This window comes from Pradoshia eiseniae (genome assembly GCF_002946355.1).
GTDB classification, from domain to species: Bacteria; Bacillota; Bacilli; order Bacillales; family Pradoshiaceae; genus Pradoshia; species Pradoshia eiseniae.
The window spans coordinates 487,240-509,517 of record NZ_PKOZ01000001.1 but is presented as its reverse complement, the minus strand read 5'-3'; the positions used below and the strand labels follow the sequence as shown (position 1 = coordinate 509,517).

Below are 22,278 nucleotides of genomic sequence, written 5' to 3'. Positions count from 1 at the left end.
TCAATTCTCCCTCCTGAATGAATACGTTTCAAAATCAGGATCATATTCAAGTAAGAATGCATGACCATTTTCCGTGTCAGTAATGAGGATCTCCTCCATTTGTCTACCGAACGGAAGGAGATTCTCAATAAATTCGATGAATTTTATAGAATCATCGCGATCCTTCTTATTTAATCGATATCCATTGTTCACACGCACAATCAAGCTATATAACGATAAATCAATCTCAACTTCATGGATTTCTTCAAATGGGTCACAGCGAAATCCTAATACTAACGAGGATGTGAATCTTTCAACTACTTCAAGATTGTTTGTAGGCAAGGCCTTGGGTGCATTCCTCAATTGTAGCCGCTCGGCAATGCGATATTGATGTCCCTCTTCATCGATGTAAAGATAGTTTGTCTTCGGTGCTCCCTTCCAAAGATAAATGGATTTATCTATATCAAAGTATAGATTTTGGAGCATCCTTTTCTGTCCTGTGTTATAGGCATATAAATATTTGGTGTAATTCATATAAACCTTATCTAAAAAGGCATCTTGCAAGGAAGATTCATATAAATAACAAGAACGAATAAATAATTCACTCAATTCTCTTTTAGTGTCCTTATCTAAATAAGCAATATCCTCAATTGACTCAAGATAACTAATCCACTCCTGTGCCGAGGAATCGTGAATTACATTTCGATAGGCGATATAATAACTCCCATTATTATGAAGGTCAATTAGACTTCTATCCACGTCAATAGAACGTTGATGAATTGGATCTTGTCTTGCCATCATTTTTAAGAATGGGGATTTATCAAACCCTTCAAAGACCAGGTTTGGCAGTAAGTTAGGAAGCATGTCCAAAAAGTCCGAAGTCATCATTTCCTCGGTTGTAATAGGGACCAAAATATCATAAATATAATTTAAGAGAATCCTTGATGATAGAATGATTTTATCCTTAATAATTGTTTTGATAATCAGTTTAATAATCTGTTCTTGAACAGTCTTTGATGAAAACATCTCATAATTCACAAGCAAAGTATTGATTTCATTTGTTTGTTTATCTTTTTTATACGCCTGATAGAATGGATTTTGAGCCACTGGATTTGTTATACGAGAGAACAAATCCGAAATATAGCTAGACACAGGTCCATTGGGAGTTAGCTCGTACATATTATAATCACCAAAATTTACAAGGCGAAAGTGAGGATGGTTTTTGGTTACTGAAATGGAGTTGGAATCAAACACATTTGCTTCTACTATATAATTTCTAATTCTCGTAAAATCATTGGTAGCATACTCGGATTCTAAAAAGTTATTTAAAACCCCTAAATTTATCGCAAGGATTAGCTTTTCATTGGAATGTTCAATACGAGAATCAGAAAACGGTTTTAATACCTCTGCTAGCGTATCTAATGAATTCTTCTTAGGATCAAAGCTTTCTGTCGCATCATTGTGTATCTCAAATTGCGCCAACTTTTCAGGGATTGTTGAGGATAAGTGACTTAACAAGTGGGATTTCCCATCCCCTACACTTCCACATACGAAGATAATTTGACTGACAGATGATTCAACTGCTTCATTGATATGTCTCTCCAGAATCTCTTCAAGGGGCCTCTTCACATGCAGATAACGCTTGAATTCACTTAAGCCTTTATATCCTTCCACCGCATCCTGAGATGATTCTCTTAATTTACTTAATTGGTACAGAAGATGCGACCCTTGGATAGTAGACATCTCATTTATCATAACCTCCGTCTGTAATTGTTCGCTTTTTTCTTCCTTAAATTGACCCATGTATTGAGGAACCATCTCTGAGATAATTTGTTTTACTTGCTCTGATAAATCTTGAGGATTATGAGGTTTTGCCTCTTGATATTCTGGTATCTTCGCCTCATAACTCTCGTATACCTCCACATACCACTTTAGGATTTCATATAAATTCCTATGAGCATGCAGACCATCTATAATGGCTATTTTCCCATGTTCGTGCGCAGCCGTATTCCCAAGACGACGGATACGATCAAAGGATTTAAACAATGTCTCATCCAGTACTTCAGTATTACGAAGTGCGGCCAAGGCTTCCACATGTTTCAGGAAACGACTATACTCAATTTTCTCTTTACGAAAAATATCCTCTACAATCAATTCACACAATTTGCGTGCCTTAATCAAGGAAGAATCTATATCAGAAAATAAGGTATTCTCGAATTCCTCAGCAAGAATACCCCATCCGCTTTTATATGGTTCTATAAATTCAAATGCATACTTTTGCAAATCTAGCACCTGCCTATTCTCTAGTAAAATCGACACTATTACAATCTAATAATATTTTACCATATGTACTAATTATGTCATTATAGGATATACATATCTCCATGATTAATAATGAAAATTAAAAAGCAGGCTACCTAAGCCTGCTTTATTAAAACAACTCTAATTGTTGAGGATTCTCTTGGATGGAAACCTGATCTTCCTCTTCAATATCCAATATTCGATTGGCCATTCTTTCAATCAGCCCTACGACTAAGGCATTACCCATACAGAAGTAACGCATCCGATCCGTCATGCCGCTTGTCCAATTATCAGGGAAACCATTCAACCTCTCACACTCTACAGGTGTCAGAAGTCTCAAGCGTCCTGTCTCTGGATCCTCCACGACATGGGTACTTCTGTTAGTCGTCCCCTCGCTAGTGAGCATCGTTCTTCCTGGCCTGTCCAATGGATCAGGAAAAGCCATACCACCCTCAGAAAATACATACTGATGGCCACTTGCAGAGATACGATTGATTTTCTTTGGGCCTTTAAGATATTTAAACTTTTCCAAAGCGGCATCATGAAGATAATATTTTTCATCGACACCTGCTTCCAAAATATCGCCTAATGTAATTGGTTCTTCAACATCAGGGAGAAGTTCCTCTGTATAGATAACCCCATTTCTCATGATTCCTGCATTACGATAATTCATGGAGAAGTTATCTGATACTTCTACTATATCTTCCTTAAGAAGGATTGTTGCCGGGCGATGCTTTTCGGCTATTTCTTCAAGCACGGGAAAAGCGTTGGCGAAAAAGCCCTTCTCATGCAACATGGTCTTACCGTCCACTTTTTCTCTATGCTTGATATAAGGAGTGTCGTTCCGAATCGCGAAGATGAAAATCCTTCTTCGTCTTTGGGCTTGTCCATATTCAGCCGCATTGATGACGCGCCACTCTACGGAATAGTTCTCATCCCTAAAACTCGCCAGCATGATGGAGAAGTCTCGACCTCTCTGTTTAGAAGGGGATTTCAATAACCGATCGACGTTCTCTAGCAAAACATACTTCGGGCGTATTTCTCTGACCAGTCGCATGATTTCCCAGAAGAGAACACCCTTCTTGCCCTGGATTCCCTTCTCTCCAGATAATGACCGGGCAACAGAATAGTCCTGGCACGGAAATCCCCCTACGATGAGATTGATTCCCTTATCCGTAAACTGTTTCTCATCAACGGTCGCAATATCTTCATTAGAATGAGTACCTTTATTATGAAATTGGCGTGCATAACAGTCAAAAGCATCCTGAGCTTTCTTAGATGGTTCCCACTGATTACCCCAAATTACATCAAAACCTTTTGTTGCTTCAAGTCCGAGACGAAACCCTCCGACCCCTGCAAATAACTCTATTGCTTTCATCATAAACCGAACATCCTTTCGGTATTTTTCGTGCATATCTCATATTATAATAAAAATTAGCCAAAAGATCAACTCTAAAATAAAGACAATTTTAATGCTAGATTATTACATTATTCATAAAATAGTTTTATAACAAAGCCTTCTATATTATAGTAATCACGGGAGTTGACCATATTGATTTATTATACAGCAGATGAAGTTTTAGAAAAAGCAAATGAAGCTATTGGTAAAACATTCGGTGAAATCGACAAGACCAATCGATTGAAAAAAGGAAATAAAGGCGGACTCGGTCAAGTCATAGAGGAAAGCCTCTTTGAATACAAAGTTAATTCAGATGCTCGTGCAGACTTCGAGGAAGCTGGAGTGGAACTGAAGGTCACAGCCTTCAAGCGGAATAAGAATGGAACCATCTCAGCCAAAGAACGTCTAGTGCTAAATATCATCAATTATATGGAAGAAGTTAAGACAACTTTTGAAACGTCTAGCTTCTGGAAGAAGAATGAAACCATCTTACTGATGATATATGAATGGCTTCCAAACACGAATCAGAAAGACTTCTATATCTATAAGAATATACTGCACCGATTCTCAGAAGCAGATCTTGAAATCATCAAGAAAGATTGGGAAACCATCATCAATAAAATACGCGCCGGCAAAGCCCACGAACTATCAGAAGGAGACACGAACTACCTAGGCGCATGTCCAAAAGGAGCAAACAAATCCTCCTTAAGAAAACAGCCCTACTCTGACATATTAGCTATGCAGAGGGCTTTTTCACTAAAATCTTCGTACATGACTGCTATCATGCGGAAATATATCTTGCAGGAAGATCTCGTTGGATTCGCTGCTGCGCATGAATTAAAAGAAAAATCATTAGAGGAATTGCTAGAAAACCGTTTCTCTCCATATACAGGGATGACTGTTAAAGAATTAGCAAAAAGACTCAATATTGAATTCAAGCCAAAAGCGAAACATTTCAACGCTAACCTTGTCAGTGCCCTGCTTGGAGTTAAAGGTACTAGACTAGATTCTATAGAAGAGTTCGCTAAGGCGAATATACAGTTTAAAACGGTTCGTTTAGAGCCATCTGGAAAGCCGCAGGAAAGTATGTCATTTGAGCAAATTGATTTCCATCAATGGACAACGGAAACATGGGAAGACAGTTTTATTCGTCATAAATTTTTAGAGACAAAATTCTTGTTCGTTGTTTTCGAATATAAAGAAACAAAAAAGCAAAATCCAAACAGAGACCTATATTTAAAAGGAATAAAGTTATGGAATATGCCCTTGCAGACAATTGATAAGGAAATTAGGCAGGTATGGGATGAAGTTAATAAGGTTATTAAGGAAGGCATACAGATTGAATGTAAGAAAAATGGAACTAAATACGTTGAACATAACAACCTTCCAAAAAGTAATTTCAATGGAGTTGCCCATATAAGGCCTAAAGCTAGGGATGGGCAAGATAAGGTGGAACTTCCAACAGGGGAAAGGATTACGAAGCAGTGTTTTTGGTTGAATAATACTTTTATTGCTGAAATCTTAACACATTAAGCCTTATGGCAAAATTCACATAATAAGCTAGCAATGAGTACACCTCTCTATAAGAGGTACTTAGATACAAATTATATTGATTACGTTTACTCTCTTACTCTTTTTATTAAACTTTAATATTAAATAATGGACATGTCTCCTTTCCACTCAAGGGCAAGGAGACATGTCCATTTACTATGCATAGATTCACGATAACCCATCTATTATCAGAGCTACAATCTGTTATAATAATGTCTTATCTTTTCAACGATGAACCTTCTTCTTTCCTCCAAGAAATGGCTGTAATCGGCTGATTCCATCTCAAAAATTGATTCTGGGATACAGTTCATTTTTAGATTTTCTTTAAGTTCATCCAAGTTATTAATTTCACCAATGCACAATTTCTCTCCATTTATCTGTTGCTTTACCAGCCCCATATACTCTTTAGGTGATTTGGCTCTAATCGCCAAGTTAACCACCTGTTCTGTATAGGCATAGTTTGCTATCTGATTATATTGCCCTCTACTGTTATAACCATTTGACTGCAAGTATTTTTTTGGAAAGACGTGGTGAACATCTCCTCGTTCTTCAATTAACTGTTGTACAGTAATTGATTTCGATAAGAAGGCATTATCTTTATCGTATATTTGAGACATCACAAACAAATTGAAGTACGGGCTGCTTGAGACTGAAGTGTTTAAATTAGTTATCATGATATTCTCCCAAAACGCTTCAGATAGTTCACCAGCTTCTACATTACGTACATATTCAAATGGATTTTCATGCATTGCAAACCGTTTTATATCAAAATCAAACATTGATTCTGGTGATCCTGAATAACGTTCCGTTAGTATAGATGCTACAAGCCATTTTCGTACAATTTGATTGATTAGTGAGTCATTTACATTTTTCTCTCGTAGTAACAAAAATAATGCATAAGCAAAGTTTAAAGCGTTCTGAGAACGAACAATTTTTTGGTTAATAACCCCAGCAGATTTTAATATCATGATGAACCTTTTGAAATTGGTTTCATTAACAAATTTTAATACGCCATCATGTAATTTCTCAAAGGACTCCTCAATTATTTCTTCTCGATATTCCCTCGTATCAAAATCCCTTCCAGATAATAAACTAACTAAGTTAGCTAATTTCCCTCGGAGGAACTTAAATGTAAAAGCGACTCTTAATAAATCTGAATAGCTAGGCTCATAAATATTTGTGTTATAATCTTTAACCCATTTTATTTTGTTAAAATCAGCTGATTGAACATAGTCACTGTCATTATTGATAATATTTTCATAAACAATTGGACTTTTAATTAAATGACAAAAATAATCAATGGTTTTCCGTATTAGTGGACCGTTATATTGATCATTTACCGATATCTTTGACATAGCAAAATCTGCTTGACTAAGATTAACACCCGCTGAATTTATCCTTATAAATATCTCGGTAACCGTCTCTATATCAAGTGTATAGGATAATTCAATTACCCCAATCGAACTATATCTAATACCAATAAGCTTTTGTAAAACTTCATTTAACTTATTATGACTTATATCTGGGTTTTTGGAACAAAAACTATTAATGAAACCAAATGTATCAAAACCATTGTTAAATACATCTGATATATCTGGTATCCACCTTTTATCTTTCATGATTGCCGGATTTTGGACTTCAAAGATTTCATCTATCGGGTTAAATGAAATTATGATTCGTCTTTTACTATATTCTTTCGTCACAATCTCTTTACCTGAAATGGCTGCCATAAGGGCTGTGATTCGTTGCTGGCCATCAATCAAGATTCTTTTACCATGTGAAATAGACCCATCTTTAAGCCGTGCATCAGGATTTTGCCACGTAATTATATAGCCTACTGGATAATCATTATATAAGGAATCTAACAAATCCCTTACTTTTGATGGTTTCCAAACAAATGGGCGTTGAATCTCCGGAATAGCTACAATACCTTGATCTATCCAACTCAATAGCGCATTAACAGTTGTATTATTGACTTGATAGTTTGACAAAGTACCACCAACCTAATCTATATTTATTTATAAAAAAGTCTCCAAATCACCAAAAACACATTTTTATAACCTTAAGTCGCTAAGATTTTATTTATTATACCCAGTGCAATCTTTCTCTAAATGGTACATTATCCTTAATTAACTGTATTTTTTCTCTCAAAATAAACCTGCAATCGATATTCACATATCTCTTTAGTCATATAATAAAGGCTTTCTTTATCGTATTCTTGAATATCCATACTCAATCTCAATTCCGTCCCATCAAGCAGCAACAGCCCATTCGAACTCCCGCTCCACTTCATCATCGGCATCCTCACTATCAGACCTGCTACCTTTCTCTCATCATATTCCCACATAGCTTTCGTCGTCTTGTCACTGAAATCAATCCGTTTGCGATACGGTTTTTCAGTGAGGTAATTATGGAAGAATGGAGCTGCTTCTTCAGCTGTAATAGGATCTGACCAGTGTTTTGGTCCCCTCTCAAGCATCGTCAGCAAGAGAACCATTTTATAGCTTTTCGCCATGCCGGTTTTCTCAACTTCATATAACCAATCCGCATAGGTCTCCACAACTCTTTTCTCATCAGCTGACAATTCATCAGCCCAATCAAGAAAACTGAAGTAGGATGTTTAAAGAGCTTGCTGTCTTCTGAGCCGTGCATGTGCATCTCCAAATAAGTCGGCCTTCTGCCAAGGTCGGCTTTAACTTGGTTATAGCTCTGTAGCAGCAGCTCTTTACGGGGCATTTTCTTCTTGCTCATCTCAATTAGCACATTCTTAGCTTCAAGGTCGAAATCCACCTCACATCCATCAGGTAAGACAGGAATGGTTCTCTTCGCGCCTTTTTGTTTTTCATGGAGGTAGAACAAGGATTGCTTCACGTCAGCATTGCGGTAATTGGCGATCAAGTCGATGATGACACAATGACTTTTCCCTTCCGCCAGTCGGAGGCCGCGGCCGATTTGCTGGGTAAAGACCGTCAAGGATTCGGTCGGTCTCACGAAGAGAAGCGTATCCGCTTCAGGTATGTCTACCCCTTCGTTGAAGAGATTGACTGTCATGATGGCATCAATTTCTCCCTTCTTTAGCTGCGAGATTGCCTTTTCTCGCAGACCGGGAGCAGATTGTGAATGAAGGCTGACAGTCCGATGTCCCTTCTGATTGAAATAATCGGAAAGGAAGTCTGCCTGCAGAATGCTTGAACAAAAGACAAGCGTCCTCGTTTGCTTGCGTGCCTCCCAAGCAGTGAGTATTTTCTTCGCAAGACTCATTTTCAACTGTGCCGCAGCTAACTCGTCCGCATCATATCTTGTACCGAGCCATCTGATGGTTGAATAATCCGTCTCATCATACACCCCATAATAAGAGAACGGGGCAAGCCATTTCTTATTGACCGCCTCGATAAATTCGATTCGATAGGCGACATTCCCCTCGCAAATAGCATAAATATCTCGGTAATCGTTTCGGTCAGGTGTGGCTGTAATCCCTAACAAAAACTCTGGATTGAAATGCTCCAGCACCTTTTGATAGGAATTGGCAGCTGCATGGTGAAATTCATCTACGATAATCAAATCAAAGGCATCTGGAGAGAATCTCTCCAGATGGGTTTTCCTGCTCAATGTTTGAATGGAGGCAAAAATGATATCTGCTGAAGGATTTTTTTCCTTGCCATTATAGATGCCTGTGCTCATATTCGGTAAAACACGCTTGAAGGATTTTTCTGACTGATGCAATATCTCTTCTAAATGGGCGATGAATAAGATGCGCTTAAAGGATTTTGCAAAGAATGCGGCCAAATAGGTTTTACCAAGTCCAGTAGCCATAACGACCATTGCCTTGTTATACCCTTCTTCCCTGCTGTTTTGCAGTTCTTCTAGCGCTGGCACTTGGGCAAATCTAGGCTGTATGATGCCATAATCAGTTTGTTTTTCAATGACCTTCCCTGGAATGCCAGCTTTCTCTTCATCAGATATGGTAAGATGAATCTCCTCTTGCTTTGTCCACTTGTTATGCAAGACAGGATACTTATGATGGAAGCTCTCGTATTCTTTTCGATAGCCCTCTATCGTGACCGCATTTACCGGAATGGTAGACTCATGATGGAAGATGGAGAAGTACTCCATTAAAGCCTGTTCAAAGATTTCAACACCTTCTTTATCCTTCACTTCAACATTCCACTCGATTCCTGACGTCAACGCCGAATTCGACATATTGGAGCTGCCTACATACAGGATATTCGTTGAATCTGATTCCAGCAGATAGGCCTTTGGATGAAAAGATACGCCATTACTTTTCCATAGGCGGATTTCGATGTTCTTATGAATGTCATACAAAAGCTGCAGGGCGTCTGGCTGGGTGATGAACAAATAATCACCCGTGCAGATTTTAATCTCCGTCCCCTGCTTAGCAGCCTCTTTAAGAATGGGTTCAAGCAACTTTACCCCTGATTTCATTACAAATGACGTCAGGATATAACAGGATTTAGCTCCCTTGATATTCTCCTTCAAGTGATGGAGCAAATCATGCGTTATTAACTGAACCTTAGTCATCCTCGACCTCGATCAAGAATACTCTTTCATCAAAGCCCCCGCGTTTCTTCGCTTTCTGCCGCCGCACTTCCTCCACCTTATTGAAATCCGCTCCATGAACCTTGCTTAATGCATGGATAATTTCCAATAGATCAGCCAATTCCTCAATAGCACTCTCTTCATCCTTGGCATCCAGATATTCCTGCAGCTCTTCCTTGCTTTTGATGCGCAGCTCTTTCACGTATTCTTCTTCATCCAAGATTCTTGTTGTGAATGCTTTCCCTGTTCCTTCTATTATATTTGGTATTAAGTCACGTACTAGCTTGTTATGTACTGGCATGTAAATGGTACTCCCTTCGAAATATAACTATATAGATTTTATCATTTCCTTTGCTTAATTAGGATACAAGTTCAACATCTTTCTACATAAAGTCTTTCACTAGTTCATTTTATGAGGATGGCTTATTTAGACAAAAAAAAGCAGACACTCCCTTAAATAAAAGTTCATGTCTGCCGTAAAAGGTCCAGTATCTATCAAAGAGTCTTTCATTTTTATCATAAGATACACATCAGTCACTGTAGTACTAAAGAATCTAAGCATTAGAAATCAACATTAATCCAATAAGAAATAGTAAAACATGTACTGTATACATACCTAATGTAACAAACAAGGAGATTTTTGTCTTACTTATCCTCTTAATGATTATTTCTGTAAAAAATAATACAAAAACCGCTATCTCAGACAAGATGGTTAAATTCCAGCCTTCCTGCGCGATAATTACTAAGCTAGTAATAAAGACAGGCAAATGGTAGTTGGCTATTTTTAATATCCAGGTAACAGTACCCCCCCATTCCCTTCCAATCAAGTCTGTGAGGATCATTAATGGTACACAGAAAAACAAGGTCATCCCTAGAATGACAAAGTAAAAAACCATATAGAATATAACAAAGGACATTGTATTCATAGGTGTAAAAAACGTGAAAATCCACGTATTTAGTAAACTAGAGATCAGAACTACAACAATGACTTTTCCCCAGTAGGTTTTATTAAACATAACCACCCCTCCAACTTACAGCATTCTGCCAGCTTTCCAAATATATGTCCGGATAATCGCTCTAAAGTAAATAGCAAGTATCTGAGAAAGTATCTTTTCTATTCAATACGTGTAAGTGATTCGAGTAAAGTATAGATGAACCCGAACTTTGGTAACTTTCTTAATTATGAATTGGCATTAGCAGAAATTCCAGTTTATTGTAAAATACTTTTAATTTCAACAGAATTCTCCACACTGAATCATCTCTCTGATTCTTCAACTATCCCAAATAAAAAAACAGCCTCCCAAATAGGCGGCCTTCTATGAAGATTGCCTATTCCAGGAAGCTGTAATAAGAAGTGATTTCTTATGACTTCTATATATCTTGTTATTGGGCGATAGATTCCTCATCCACATCGCCAGTAAGCATATGCTCCTTCCAATCCCCATGCGGGATATAGACAGCACTGCGATCAAAGAGTTCATCCTTATCCTTGTTGTAGAAATAAACAAAGCAAGGTTCTTTTTCGTTTGTCTCTAGGTTTTCGGCTTCGAGGACGACTTTATGGTATTCGTTCTCTGGGTTGCCCTCACTGATGAAGCCTTCCATTTCATCCATGGCGCGCATTGTTTCCTCATAGGTTTCTTCATTCAGAACCATGATCTCACCCATGACGGTGTCCTTGCCGAACATGATGGCTGGGTAGCCTTTGTAGGGCATATGGTACAGCTTCATGTTAGTGAGCCTGGCCGGTGCCTTTTCGGCGACATTGCCTTTGAGGTATTTCTCGTAGTTGAAGAAGCCTTCTCTCAGAGATCCGTAGACAAAGAGGTTGATGCGTTTCATCAGCAGATTTCTCCGCCGATCGCTTCGATGTCCTTGTCATAGATGACGCATGCCTCGATTGCGAGCTCTAGTCCGCGCACGATTTCCTCAAGGGACATAAACGGTGTGTTCTTCTTGTCCATTACTTGGGAAGTCATGTAAGGGATGTGGATGAATCCGCCTTTCATGTTCGGGTATTTCTTGTCGATCATGTAGAGGATTCCGTACATGACATGGTTGCACACGAATGTGCCGGCTGTGTTGGACAGGGTCGCTGGCATTTGATTTTCGTTCATATGCTTGACCATCGCCTTCACTGGCAGATTAGAGAAGTAAGCCGCTTGACCGTCTTCCTGAATGACGGCATCGATTGGCTGATTGCCTTCATTGTCCTTGATGCGGTAGTCATCGATGTTGATGGCAACGCGCTCAGGGGTGATATCGAATCTTCCGCCCGCTTGGCCGATTGAGATGACAATGTCAGGGCTGTGCTCTTCGATGGCACGCTCGATTGCTTGGACGGATTTCGTTTGCACGGTCGGGATGATGACCTTGATGATTTCAGCGCCACGGATGTTATCGCTGACTCGTTTAACGGCTTCTTCAGCTGGGTTGACGGGCTCTCCGCCGAATGCATCAAAGCCTGTAAGTAATACTTTCATCGTCTTGTCTCCTTTATACGCTTACTATCTTAAAATCCCCAGAAGTACATGAGGACGATATGAGCGGCCAAAAGCATCAGCGCGATTGGCGCTTGTGCCTTGATGACACCGTTCTTGTCTTTCATCTCTAGTAACGCTGCAGGGAGCATGTTGAAGTTCGCTGCCATTGGCGTTAGCAATGTACCGCAATATCCTGCTGTCAATGCAAGCGTACCGCAGATGATTGGGTCCCCGCCGACAGCAAATACGAAAGGCGCACCGATACCAACTGTGATGACAGCAAATGCAGCGAAGGCATTCCCCATGATCATCGTGAACAAGGCCATACCGACACAGTAGGTAATAACACCGATCAACGCGTTACCTGACGGGATAACATTCGAGATAATGGAAGCGATTTTATCGCCTACACCCGCGCTCGTGAATAATACACCCAAGGATGCCAATAATTGAGGCAGGATAGCGAATGAACCGATTGATTGATACGTTCTGTTTGTATCCTCAAGCAATTCCTTCGGTTTTGCTTTCGTAATCACAAATGCGATGATTAATGCACATATAGCGGAAATTCCGATTGCGACCGTTCCCGAAAAAGGAGTGAACTGGGCAACCAGCATCGCGATGATCGCGATAGATAAGGAAGGAATGAAGATTTTTAATCCTAGTTTCTCTGCCTTAAGCGTTGTAAATGTTTCATCCAATTGCTTCAATGTACCGATATTGATTTGCTTCGTTGCGGATAGGATCGCGATGATCACGACCAATATACCGACTATCATACTTGGAATATAGTTGCCTGCCATGAAGATGACAGCGAGGATTCCCCAGAATAGGGCCGTTCCAATTCTCGTTTTATGTTGTTTATCCTTTAACGTAAACACCATGGTAATTCCCATGAATAAACCAATCATAATATAAAATATTTCTAATAATAGATTAGACAGTTGTGTGATGTCCATTATTGCTCACCTCTTGCATTCTTGCGATTATCCGCGTATTTGGATTGCATTCTCTTATCCAATAGCGTATTTTGAATGGTCCAAAGGATAAAGGCGATGATGGCTACTGGAAAAGCCACTTTCGACACTTGAAGTGTGTCAACCGGCATTCCCATTCCCTCTAAGGTAGAGGCAATCAGCAATACACCGGCATTGGCGATAAAGACGTTTTGAGCAAAGAAGTTCCCGACATTATCAGATGCCGCTGAATAAGCTTTGATTTTTTCGATATCTTTCTCTTCCACTTTGTCACCGTACTTAGCAACGATTGCCCCTTCTGCCATTGGGCTTACGAGCGGGCGAACGAATTGCGGATGTCCGCCTAGTGTCACACCCATACCGATTGTCGTTTCACGAATGAGTGTATATCCGCTGAGAAGCTTCCCTGCAGATAGTTTGCTAGCTTTCTTGATAAGCATAACCGCTTTCTCTTTCAAGCCGTAACGCTCGCACAATCCAATGACCGGAATGGTGATCAAGAATAGGCAGGTTACGCGATTGGCTACGAATGCCTCTCCTAGCGTAGTGAGGATTTCAGCAATATTCATATTTGCGACTAATCCAGTCGAAATACCAGCTACAACGACTACTGCGATTGTATCCAGCTTCATTGCGAATCCAATGATGATAATAAGGATTCCGATTAATTCCATCTGAGTTATCTCTCCATTTCTAACTATTTTGTTATTTTAAGATAATTTTTATTTATTATACAACCGATGTTTTTAAATGGGAATGGCTAAAAATTGTCAATCTGGAATAAGCAAGGAATTTTATGTTTGTAAAAAGCAGATAATGCCCGTCCTTATTGGGATAGAGGTATTTTTCCAGCATTTTCAACCGCATGAAAATTTATGGTTGTCAAGTTTTTTTACGGATAAAACATGCATAACTATGCAGAAGATTGATAAAAACCGGGGGCTCAATTAAGATGGAAATACTATTTTTGCATAATAAAAAGAACTCATATTTCTTGAGTCCTTTACCCATTTGATACTGTGTTCCGGTTCACGAGCGCACCAATCGGGTTGATGAGCATCGCACCGATCCCCTGGATGACCGTCTTGACAATCACCTGTCCGACAATCGCGGCGGGAACCGCCTCCCATGGCAGCACTCCGGCTCCAATCGGGCTTAAGCCAATGATGACAAAAATCGCTGAATCGAGAAGTCCGCCGACGATTCCGCTATAAAACACGCGCCAGCTCATCGGAAGCCTTAGACGTGTATAAATTTCCGTGTCGGTTGTTTCCGCCACCGCAAAAGAGATGGCTGAAGCGAGGACGATGATGAGCGTGTCGCCTAGCGAATAAGAAACAATTGCAGACATCAGAAGTGCCAAAGCGATGAAATAATACGTCTTCCTCCTGCCATATTTGTTTTGGACAAGATCACGCAGGATAAACGTTGCCCCGATAAGAAACGTCCCCATCGGCACGATGAAAATGCCCATCATCAATGGCGCAAATGCTGCGGTCACGACATTGGCCGTGGTAATCGATAGCAAGTACAATAGAACTCTCATGTTTTCCCCCTCTTCTGTCTTTCCAATCATTTACTTTATCATTATATTACAAATTTATCCATGTTAAACTTTCATTTAATCGCTTCATTTGTTTATCATATATGAGCATAAGTTCAGTAGATACCTGCTTCATCTATTACAACAAGGTATGAAGGTTGTTCAAATGACAATGCTGAGTACAGGCAGATGATTGGGCAAAAGCACAGGATACCATTGAAAAATTGGATTAAGATGGTGTCTGTGCAACTGGTTATGCTTATGAGGGAACTTGCATCCCCCTGAGCCTTTCATGGAATGGCGGTCCGCCTATCAACTCCCTTTCATCCCATCAAAAAAGCCGATTCGTCTGCTGAATCGACAAATCGGCTTTCTATCTCTATTTATAGTAGTTTCCCCCCAGGCTTGGATAAGCGCCTGTTCTTCATTCCTTCTATCATTTTGCGCTGGATGCGCAAATACTCCTGCAGCTCGTCCTCTGTCAGTTCCTCAAATAATTCGAGGTAGATCTCCCGGCCGAGCTTTTGCGCTTCCGCTAAAGCCAGGCTTCCTTTATCCGTGATCTGCAAATAGACCGTTCGCCTGTCTTCTGGACTATACTGCCGTCTGGCAAGTCCATGATTGACGAGCTTGTTGGATATATGGGTCACCGCTCCCTTCGTATAGCGGAGCATCTCAGCCAGCTCACTCGCCCTGAGAGGTCCTCTCGATTGGAGCTCTGCAAGCACGAGGATGGCCGATACACCGACCGGATACGAGAACTGGGAGGTGAACCGGACGATATGCTCATTCGAGATGAGCTCGATTGAGTGGATCAAGTCAAATAGATTATCCCGCTCCATCTTCTGCCCTCTTAGCGAAGCTTCGTGGCTCCGCCGTCCACCATAATCGTTTGCCCAGTGATATACTGTGAATCAGCGCTCGCAAGGAAAACAGCGACACGGCCGATATCCTCTTCTACATCACCGAAGCGGCCGAGCGGAATTTTATTGACGACAGCTTGGTAGTATTCCGGCTGTGCTTTCGCCCAAGCCCTAACGCCCTCTGAATCAGCAATTGGGCTGATAATGTTGACATTAATGCCGTATTGTCCCCACTCATTGGCGGCCACACGCGTAATGCCGCGAATCGCTTCTTTTGCCGCCGCATAGGCTGCTTGCGTGACATCGCCATTGATACCCGCGCCAGAGGCGAAGTTAATGATATTGCCTTTCGTTTCTTTCAAATACGGAAGGGCTGCCTGCATTAAATAGAAGGTTGGGTAGAAGCCTGTTCCGAATGAAAGATCAAGATCCTCCTGTGTCGTATCTTCAATTAATTTTTGCTTACATGCATGCGCATTGTTCACTAGAACATCGAGCTTCCCGTATTTCTCGACAACCGTTTGGATGATGTTCGGCAATTTGTCGCGCTCAAGCAAGTTGGCTTGAACAAAGGATGATTCAGGAGAGATTTCCTGCAATAGTTTCTCACTCTTTTTCCCCGCTTCTTCATTCACATCGACAATTGCTAGTACAGCGCCTTCCTTTGCCATGGCTTTCGCCATGCCAAGTCCGATTCCTCCTGCACCGCCAGTGATGATGATGATTTTGCCGTCTAATTTTCCCATTGTAAACTCCCCTTTATATCATTATCTAACTATATTTTAACAGTAAACTATTTATCTGGAAACTAAAACGCTTACACATCCTCAAATAAAAAGAAAATGATGGCATCCTCGTGTGGATGCGCGTCATTCCTCTTACAATATATCGAGCCAGATTTTGACGGCTGTTGCCGCAATCAGCAAGGCTAAAATCATTTGAAGCATTTTCGTGTTCATGTTCTTCGAAACCTTTGCCCCGAGCGGAGCGGCTAATACGCTCGCGATAATCATGATCAGCGCCGGCCAATAATCGACTTGCCCTGTGAGCAGCTTGCCTGCTGTTCCCCCAATCGATGAGATGAACGTAACGGCAAGGCTTGTCGCGATGGTCATTCTTGTCGGAATCCCGAGGACGGTGAGCATGATCGGAACGAGCATGAATCCGCCTGCTGCGCCAACAATGCCGGAGCCAATCCCGACGACTAAGGCAAGAACCGCCGCAAGCGGCTTATTGAATGTCACTGCATCAAGCGGGATGTCATCAACCTTCTTCTTAGGAATGAACATCATCACAGCTGCAATGACAGCAAGCACACCGTAAACGATGTTCACGCCTTGTTCAGACAGGAACGATGATCCGTAGCTTCCGATGAAGCTCCCGATTAAGATGGAGACCCCCATATAAGCAATCAGTGATTTATTTAAATATCCGCCCTTCCGGAAAGCCCAGACGCCGGCAATGGAGGCGAACAGGACCTGTACCGCACTGATGCCGGATACCTCATGTGCCGAGAAGGCGGCCAGCCCGAATAATGGCGGGATGTATAAGAGCATAGGGTATTTGATGATGGAACCGCCGACCCCAAGCATACCTGAGACAAACGATCCGATAAAACCGATTAGAAAGATGACGACGATAAACGTCAAATCCATCTCCATTCCTCCTTTTTAGGAAAGACAGCGGGCTTCGAACAATGTTCGAAGACCCGCCTCATCCATTACGCTTTTTGAATATAGAATTTAAGGACGCCGTCTTCTTCTTTTTGATCAAGAATAGTGTGGCCAGCAGATCCTGCCCATGCTTTGAAGTCATTAAGGGCACCCTTATCAGTTGCTAGTACTTCCAATACCTCGCCTGAGTTAATCATTTCGATTGTCTTTTTTGTTCTTACGATTGGCATTGGGCAAGCCAAGCCTTTAGCATCTAATGTTTTTGTGATATTCATGATTCATTCTCCTTTATGGTTAAATTAATTTTATCGGTTGATTAGCGTACGGCACAGCGGTTCGGGCCGATTTCCATTTCGGTTTGCTCGTCATTATCAGGCGTGATTTTGCCCATATTGACTTGGCGGATTTGCTGATAAGCATTTGGCTGCGGAGGCAGGTTCTCTGTAACTGTCTTGCGGAACTCTTCCTCGTCCGTAATATTCAAGCCGTGGTTTTCTGCGAACAAATCTCCTAAGCGCTTAGCAACAGAGCCATTCTCATTCAGCTCGTCGATGATCATGAAATGTGCCGGAAGCACAATCAGGTCATCAGCCAATTCGCGGTAGCGCTTGTAGAGCGTGACGCGTAGGTCAGACACCCAATCCTCCGCTAGGCCAGCCAAGTCCGGTCTTCCGATGGAGTCGATGAAGAGGATATCCCCTGTCAGCAAGTAGCTTGAATCGATCACGAAGGATGTTGAGCCAATCGTGTGTCCAGGAGAATACAAGGCTCCCACTTCAATCTTGGAATCACCAAGGTTTACCGTGAGCCCGTCTTCAAGCGCTGTGTACTCGAATACGACCTCTTCTGCATCCTTAGGCGGCAGGTAGTAAGTCGCGCCGGTTTGCGCCGCGATATGGCGTCCACCAGAAATATGGTCTGCATGCAAATGCGTATCAAATACATGCTTGATCTCTACGCCCTTTTCTTTGGCGAAATCAACGAAAATATCTGCGAAACGGATCGCATCGATGATGGCTGCTTCTCCGCCAGAGATGGCCATATAAGAGAGACATCCTTTACCAAGACGGACAAACTGATACAATTCTCCGCCATTCTTCAAGTCGCCAACCTTAACCGGCTCAAGGTACATGCTCCATGATTTCATGCCGCCTACAAGGTACGCTGCATCACGTCCTGCCTCAGAGAGCATATCCGCTACCATGATGGATGAGCCTTCTTTCGCACAGACAACGAGAAGCTCTTTGTCTGCCGGAATTTGCGGAAGGATCTCTTCTACACCGTCAAGCAAATCAAAGTATGGTATATTTAGATACTCAAATTGATGGCCGTCAATTTTCCAATCCTCGAATGCGTCCTTGTTACGAACGTCCAGGATGAATAATTTCTTATCTTCGATTACGTAGCGAGCAACATCTGCCGCTGTCCACTTAGATACTGTCATATTACCATTACCCCCGTAGGTATATTATTGTTTTTTTGAAAGGAGGGCATGGATTTACCCTCCGTATTTGGTGATTATTCTGTTTCCTTCACAACTGGGCCGTTCCAATCCTTCATGCCAGGCAGGACATTATACACCTTTTTGAATCCCTTAGCTGCAAGCTTTTGGGCGGCTAAATCACTGCGTTTGCCGGTGCGGCAAATCACGTAGATCTCTTGTTCCGGATCCAGCTCGTCAAGACGTGCCTCTAAGTCACCCATTGGGATGGACTTCGCATTCTCGATATGGCCGAATGCATATTCCGCCTCTTCACGAACATCCAGGATGAGGCCGTCTTTATTCAAGATTTCCTCAGTAGATATGGTTGGCTCAAAGGATTTCTCTGCCACGTCTCCATCCGAGCACTTACGGATGTAATGATAGAGAACGCCGCCTTCCTCGTTCGTGCCGATATATTGATGGCCGGTTGATTGCGCCCATGCCGCAAGATCGGCCTTTGATCCTTTGTCAGTCGCTTGAATCTCAAGGACTTGACCTTCCTCAATATCCTTGATTGCTTTCCTCGTTTTGACGATAGGCATTGGGCATGCCAAGCCTTTTGCGTCTAATTGTACATCTGCTTTTATTGCCATTCATGATCCTCCTATACACCATAGGGTATATTTTTGATTAAAAATTTTTTAGATGGTTTCTCCTTCCCATGACATCATTCCGCCTGTCATGTTGATGACCTTATAGCCCTTCTCTTCCAAATAGGCTGTTGCCCTCCCGCTGCGTGCTCCAGAACGGCAAATCATGATATATTCCGTATTCTTGTCGAGTTCACCAATCCGCTCTTCCAATTCACCTAGGGGAATATGCGTAATCCCTTTGATATGGCCCTCTTCCACCTCGAACTGTTCACGCACATCTATCATATGAAGGGTTTCCCCTGCTTCTAGTTTTTGCTGTACTTCTTTTGCTGTCATTGCTGTCATATCCATCATCCTCTCCAGCTATTCATGCCGCCGCGCACATTGGTGACATTGGCATATCCTAATTTCTTCAATTGCTTGCAGGCTGTCTGGCTTCTCATGCCGCTTTGGCAAATGACGATGATTTCCTTATCACGCGGAAGCTTGGAAAAATCGCTGCCAAGCGGGATATTCTTAAATCCGCGAATGTTCCGCCCTTTGAATTCGCCTTGTGTACGTACATCGAGGAAGAATGCATTCTTATCATTCAACCGATCTTTAAGCTCTGCGGTCGTAATCGCATTGACTCCCTTTGCGCCCCTCATTCTGAGGATATAAAAGATAACAAGTGCGGCCGCCACAACAATCCACTCCATAGGCTCCTCCTTAGATGAACAGGTTTACCGCGCCATTCTCGGCATCCGCCAAGTATGCGGCAACGCCTGCATATTGAACGCCATCAAGCAATTCTTCCTTCTGCAGTCCCAAAAGGTCCATTGTCATCGTACAAGAGACGAGATTGATTTCTTGCTCCTGTGCCATTTCAATGAGCTGAGTCAATGTGAGTGCATTATGTTTCTTCATGACATGCTTGATCATCTTCGGACCCATGCCGGCCATGTTCATATTGGATAAGGCAAGCTTTTCTGCGCCACGCGGCATCATTTTGCCGAACATACCCTCCAAGAAGCCTTTCTTCACTTCAATTGACTCCTGCTTGCGCAAAGCGTTAATTCCCCAGAATGTGTGGAAGATCGTTACCTTATGATCATAGGCAGCCGCTCCGTTTGCAATAATATAGGCAGCCATCGCCTTGTCATAATCTCCGCTGAATAAAATAATATTGGTTGATTTCTGTTCCATGTTTCCTCCTTGAAATAACTAAAATACTTATACCCCTATGGGTACTAAAATAAACAAAAAAATTAAGATTGTCAAACTATCGACTCTTTACTAATAATTTGACTGCCTCAGCAATCGACTCATTCACCTGATCCTCGTTGCCATCGGCTGCCCGTACGCATTCTACCAAGTTCTCGCTGACGATCAGCCCAATTGCACGCTCGACTCCAGAACGGACGGCTGACAGCTGTGTAATCACATCTTGACAATCCTTTCCTTCCTCCATCATGCGCTGAATCCCGCGAAGCTGCCCCTCCATCCTGCTTAGACGATTCTTAACTTTATCATCATAGGTCATGGATAGTTGCCCTCCCTCCGTGTTCGTTTGTTAGAGCTATCATATACCCCTTAGGGTAATGCGGTCAATTGAAATGCTCAATCCTTTTTACACTAATAAGAGAGACTGTCGCCAGGTACATTCCGCGTTTACTTTAAACTTTGCGGCAAGCATTTTTTCCGTAAAATTGTCCAATCTGACAAAATATCGGGAGAATCATGCCGAAAAAACGGCAATCATGCCTTCCCGAGATTCGCAAAGCACGATAGAATCTCATCTTTTCGTTTGGCACGATACTTGCAATCTATAAAGGTGAAATCTACTTTTAGGAGGAATGATTAGTATGAAAGCAGCTGTTGTCAATGAATTTAAGAATAAGCTCGAAATCAAGGAAGTTCCAAAACCGACGCTTGAATTTGGGGAAGTATTAGTAAAGATTGAAGCATGTGGGGTCTGCCATACAGATTTGCATGCCGCACATGGAGATTGGCCGGTAAAGCCGAAGCTCCCTTTAATTCCGGGGCATGAAGGAGTCGGCATCGTCGAAGAAGTAGCCGATGGGGTAACCTCCGTCAAGGTCGGTGACCGGGTCGGGATTCCTTGGCTATATTCAGCGTGCGGGGAATGCGAGTATTGTCTGACAGGCAGGGAAACCTTATGTCCAGACCAATTGAACGGCGGGTATTCGGTTGACGGGGGATATGCGGAATATTGCAAGGCGCCTGCGGCATATGTGGCCAAAATTCCAGACGGTTTAGACCCTGTTGAAGTTGCCCCGATTCTTTGCGCTGGTGTGACAACCTATAAAGCATTGAAGGTATCTGAAGCTAAGCCTGGCGATTGGGTCGCCATCTATGGGATCGGCGGACTCGGCCATGTCGCACTTCAATACGCCAAGGCAATGGGCTTTAATGTCGTCGCGGTTGATATTGCCGATGAAAAGCTCGAGCTCGCCAAGCGTTTAGGCTCCGATATCACGATCAATGGCAAAAACACCGACCCTGCCCAGGCAATCATGGAGCAGGTCGGCGGCGTACAAGCGGCCGTCAGCGTTGCGGTAACCAAAGCGGCATTCGAACAAGCCTATCAATCCGTCAAGCGCGGCGGAACACTCGTTGTCGTCGGGCTGCCGCACGATGACCTGCCAATTCCTATTTTCAACACGGTCTTGAACGGTGTAACGGTCCGCGGTTCCATTGTCGGCACACGAAAAGATATGCAGGAGGCACTTGATTTTGCAGCTCAAGGCAAAGTAAAAACCATCATTGAATCCGCTCCGATGGATTCCGTCAACGAAGTATTTGATAAGATGGAAAAAGGCCAAATCAATGGCCGTATTGTTCTGACAATGTAAAGATAAGATGGATTGAATCAT

General features: G+C 42.1%; 22 protein-coding genes and 1 pseudogene. 2 read left to right on the top strand and 21 right to left on the bottom strand.

Going from position 1 to position 22,278, the window contains the following annotated elements:
- Window positions 1-2,262, bottom strand: coding sequence for a DNA phosphorothioation-dependent restriction protein DptF (gene dptF, locus CYL18_RS02530; RefSeq protein ID WP_146102801.1), 2,262 nt, complete (start codon window positions 2,260-2,262; stop codon window positions 1-3).
- A gap of 148 nt (window positions 2,263-2,410) precedes the next feature.
- Window positions 2,411-3,661 carry a DNA (cytosine-5-)-methyltransferase gene (dcm, locus tag CYL18_RS02525; RefSeq protein ID WP_104847879.1) on the bottom strand — a complete coding sequence of 417 codons (1,251 nt, stop codon included), beginning with the start codon at window positions 3,659-3,661 and terminating at the stop codon, window positions 2,411-2,413.
- Between the two features lie 171 nt (window positions 3,662-3,832).
- Here dcm and CYL18_RS02520 point away from each other — a divergent pair, with 171 nt between their 5' ends.
- Entirely contained in the window at window positions 3,833-5,212 is a 1,380-nt protein-coding gene (locus CYL18_RS02520; protein WP_104847878.1) for a Sau3AI family type II restriction endonuclease, read from the top strand.
- A 212-nt stretch (window positions 5,213-5,424) separates the two neighbouring features.
- Here the strand turns inward: CYL18_RS02520 and CYL18_RS02515 are convergent, their stop codons facing one another.
- The 19 genes and pseudogenes from CYL18_RS02515 to CYL18_RS02425 form a co-directional block, all read right to left on the bottom strand.
- Window positions 5,425-7,221 carry a GmrSD restriction endonuclease domain-containing protein gene (locus tag CYL18_RS02515; RefSeq protein ID WP_104847877.1) on the bottom strand — a complete coding sequence of 599 codons (1,797 nt, stop codon included), beginning with the start codon at window positions 7,219-7,221 and terminating at the stop codon, window positions 5,425-5,427.
- A gap of 134 nt (window positions 7,222-7,355) precedes the next feature.
- Window positions 7,356-9,769: pseudogene (locus tag CYL18_RS02510) on the bottom strand (DEAD/DEAH box helicase family protein).
- Window positions 9,762-10,088 carry a nucleoside triphosphate pyrophosphohydrolase gene (locus CYL18_RS02505; RefSeq protein ID WP_104847876.1) on the bottom strand — a complete coding sequence of 109 codons (327 nt, stop codon included), beginning with the start codon at window positions 10,086-10,088 and terminating at the stop codon, window positions 9,762-9,764. The pseudogene CYL18_RS02510 and the gene CYL18_RS02505 overlap by 8 nt, the downstream one beginning before the upstream one ends.
- A 253-nt stretch (window positions 10,089-10,341) precedes the next feature.
- The gene (locus tag CYL18_RS02500; protein WP_104847875.1) at window positions 10,342-10,803 is read right to left on the bottom strand and encodes a hypothetical protein; all 462 of its coding nucleotides are present in this window, start codon (window positions 10,801-10,803) and stop codon (window positions 10,342-10,344) included.
- Window positions 10,804-11,170: 367 nt separating this feature from the next.
- Complete coding sequence (locus CYL18_RS02495) at window positions 11,171-11,629, bottom strand: gamma-glutamylcyclotransferase family protein (protein WP_104847874.1); 459 nt, start codon at window positions 11,627-11,629, stop codon at window positions 11,171-11,173.
- Entirely contained in the window at window positions 11,629-12,270 is a 642-nt protein-coding gene (pcp, locus tag CYL18_RS02490) for a pyroglutamyl-peptidase I (protein ID WP_104847873.1), read from the bottom strand. The genes CYL18_RS02495 and pcp overlap by 1 nt, the downstream gene beginning before the upstream one ends.
- A 29-nt stretch (window positions 12,271-12,299) precedes the next feature.
- A complete protein-coding gene (locus tag CYL18_RS02485; protein WP_104847872.1) occupies window positions 12,300-13,229 on the bottom strand; it encodes a DUF979 domain-containing protein in 930 nt (309 codons plus the stop codon).
- Window positions 13,229-13,921, bottom strand: a complete 693-nt coding sequence (locus tag CYL18_RS02480; RefSeq protein WP_104847871.1) for a DUF969 domain-containing protein — start codon at window positions 13,919-13,921, stop codon at window positions 13,229-13,231. The genes CYL18_RS02485 and CYL18_RS02480 overlap by 1 nt, the downstream gene beginning before the upstream one ends.
- 329 nt (window positions 13,922-14,250) lie before the next feature.
- On the bottom strand, window positions 14,251-14,793 hold the full coding sequence (locus tag CYL18_RS02475; protein WP_104847870.1) for a VUT family protein: 543 nt from the start codon (window positions 14,791-14,793) through the stop codon (window positions 14,251-14,253).
- 380 nt (window positions 14,794-15,173) lie between these two features.
- Window positions 15,174-15,632, bottom strand: a complete 459-nt coding sequence (locus CYL18_RS02470; protein WP_104847869.1) for a MarR family winged helix-turn-helix transcriptional regulator — start codon at window positions 15,630-15,632, stop codon at window positions 15,174-15,176.
- Between the two features lie 11 nt (window positions 15,633-15,643).
- A complete protein-coding gene (locus tag CYL18_RS02465) occupies window positions 15,644-16,399 on the bottom strand; it encodes an SDR family NAD(P)-dependent oxidoreductase (protein WP_104847868.1) in 756 nt (251 codons plus the stop codon).
- Between the two features lie 132 nt (window positions 16,400-16,531).
- The gene (locus CYL18_RS02460; RefSeq protein ID WP_104847867.1) at window positions 16,532-17,308 is read right to left on the bottom strand and encodes a sulfite exporter TauE/SafE family protein; all 777 of its coding nucleotides are present in this window, start codon (window positions 17,306-17,308) and stop codon (window positions 16,532-16,534) included.
- Between the two features lie 65 nt (window positions 17,309-17,373).
- A complete protein-coding gene (locus CYL18_RS02455; protein WP_104847866.1) occupies window positions 17,374-17,601 on the bottom strand; it encodes a sulfurtransferase TusA family protein in 228 nt (75 codons plus the stop codon).
- A gap of 41 nt (window positions 17,602-17,642) precedes the next feature.
- A complete protein-coding gene (locus CYL18_RS02450; RefSeq protein ID WP_104847865.1) occupies window positions 17,643-18,770 on the bottom strand; it encodes an MBL fold metallo-hydrolase in 1,128 nt (375 codons plus the stop codon).
- Window positions 18,771-18,844: 74 nt separating this feature from the next.
- Window positions 18,845-19,402, bottom strand: coding sequence for a sulfurtransferase TusA family protein (locus CYL18_RS02445; protein WP_104847864.1), 558 nt, complete (start codon window positions 19,400-19,402; stop codon window positions 18,845-18,847).
- A gap of 48 nt (window positions 19,403-19,450) precedes the next feature.
- Window positions 19,451-19,747: a rhodanese-like domain-containing protein gene (locus CYL18_RS02440; protein WP_104848337.1), complete on the bottom strand. Its 297-nt coding sequence runs from the start codon at window positions 19,745-19,747 to the stop codon at window positions 19,451-19,453.
- 5 nt (window positions 19,748-19,752) lie between these two features.
- Entirely contained in the window at window positions 19,753-20,100 is a 348-nt protein-coding gene (locus tag CYL18_RS02435; RefSeq protein ID WP_104847863.1) for a rhodanese-like domain-containing protein, read from the bottom strand.
- A 10-nt stretch (window positions 20,101-20,110) separates the two neighbouring features.
- Entirely contained in the window at window positions 20,111-20,587 is a 477-nt protein-coding gene (locus CYL18_RS02430; RefSeq protein ID WP_104847862.1) for a DsrE/DsrF/DrsH-like family protein, read from the bottom strand.
- A gap of 76 nt (window positions 20,588-20,663) precedes the next feature.
- Window positions 20,664-20,924 (bottom strand): metal-sensitive transcriptional regulator, encoded by a 261-nt coding sequence (locus CYL18_RS02425; protein ID WP_104847861.1) that lies wholly within the window; start codon window positions 20,922-20,924, stop codon window positions 20,664-20,666.
- Window positions 20,925-21,246: 322 nt separating this feature from the next.
- On the opposite strand from CYL18_RS02425, the gene adhP reads away from it, so the two are divergent.
- Window positions 21,247-22,257 (top strand): alcohol dehydrogenase AdhP, encoded by a 1,011-nt coding sequence (gene adhP / locus CYL18_RS02420; RefSeq protein WP_104847860.1) that lies wholly within the window; start codon window positions 21,247-21,249, stop codon window positions 22,255-22,257.
- Window positions 22,258-22,278 lie beyond the last annotated feature (21 nt).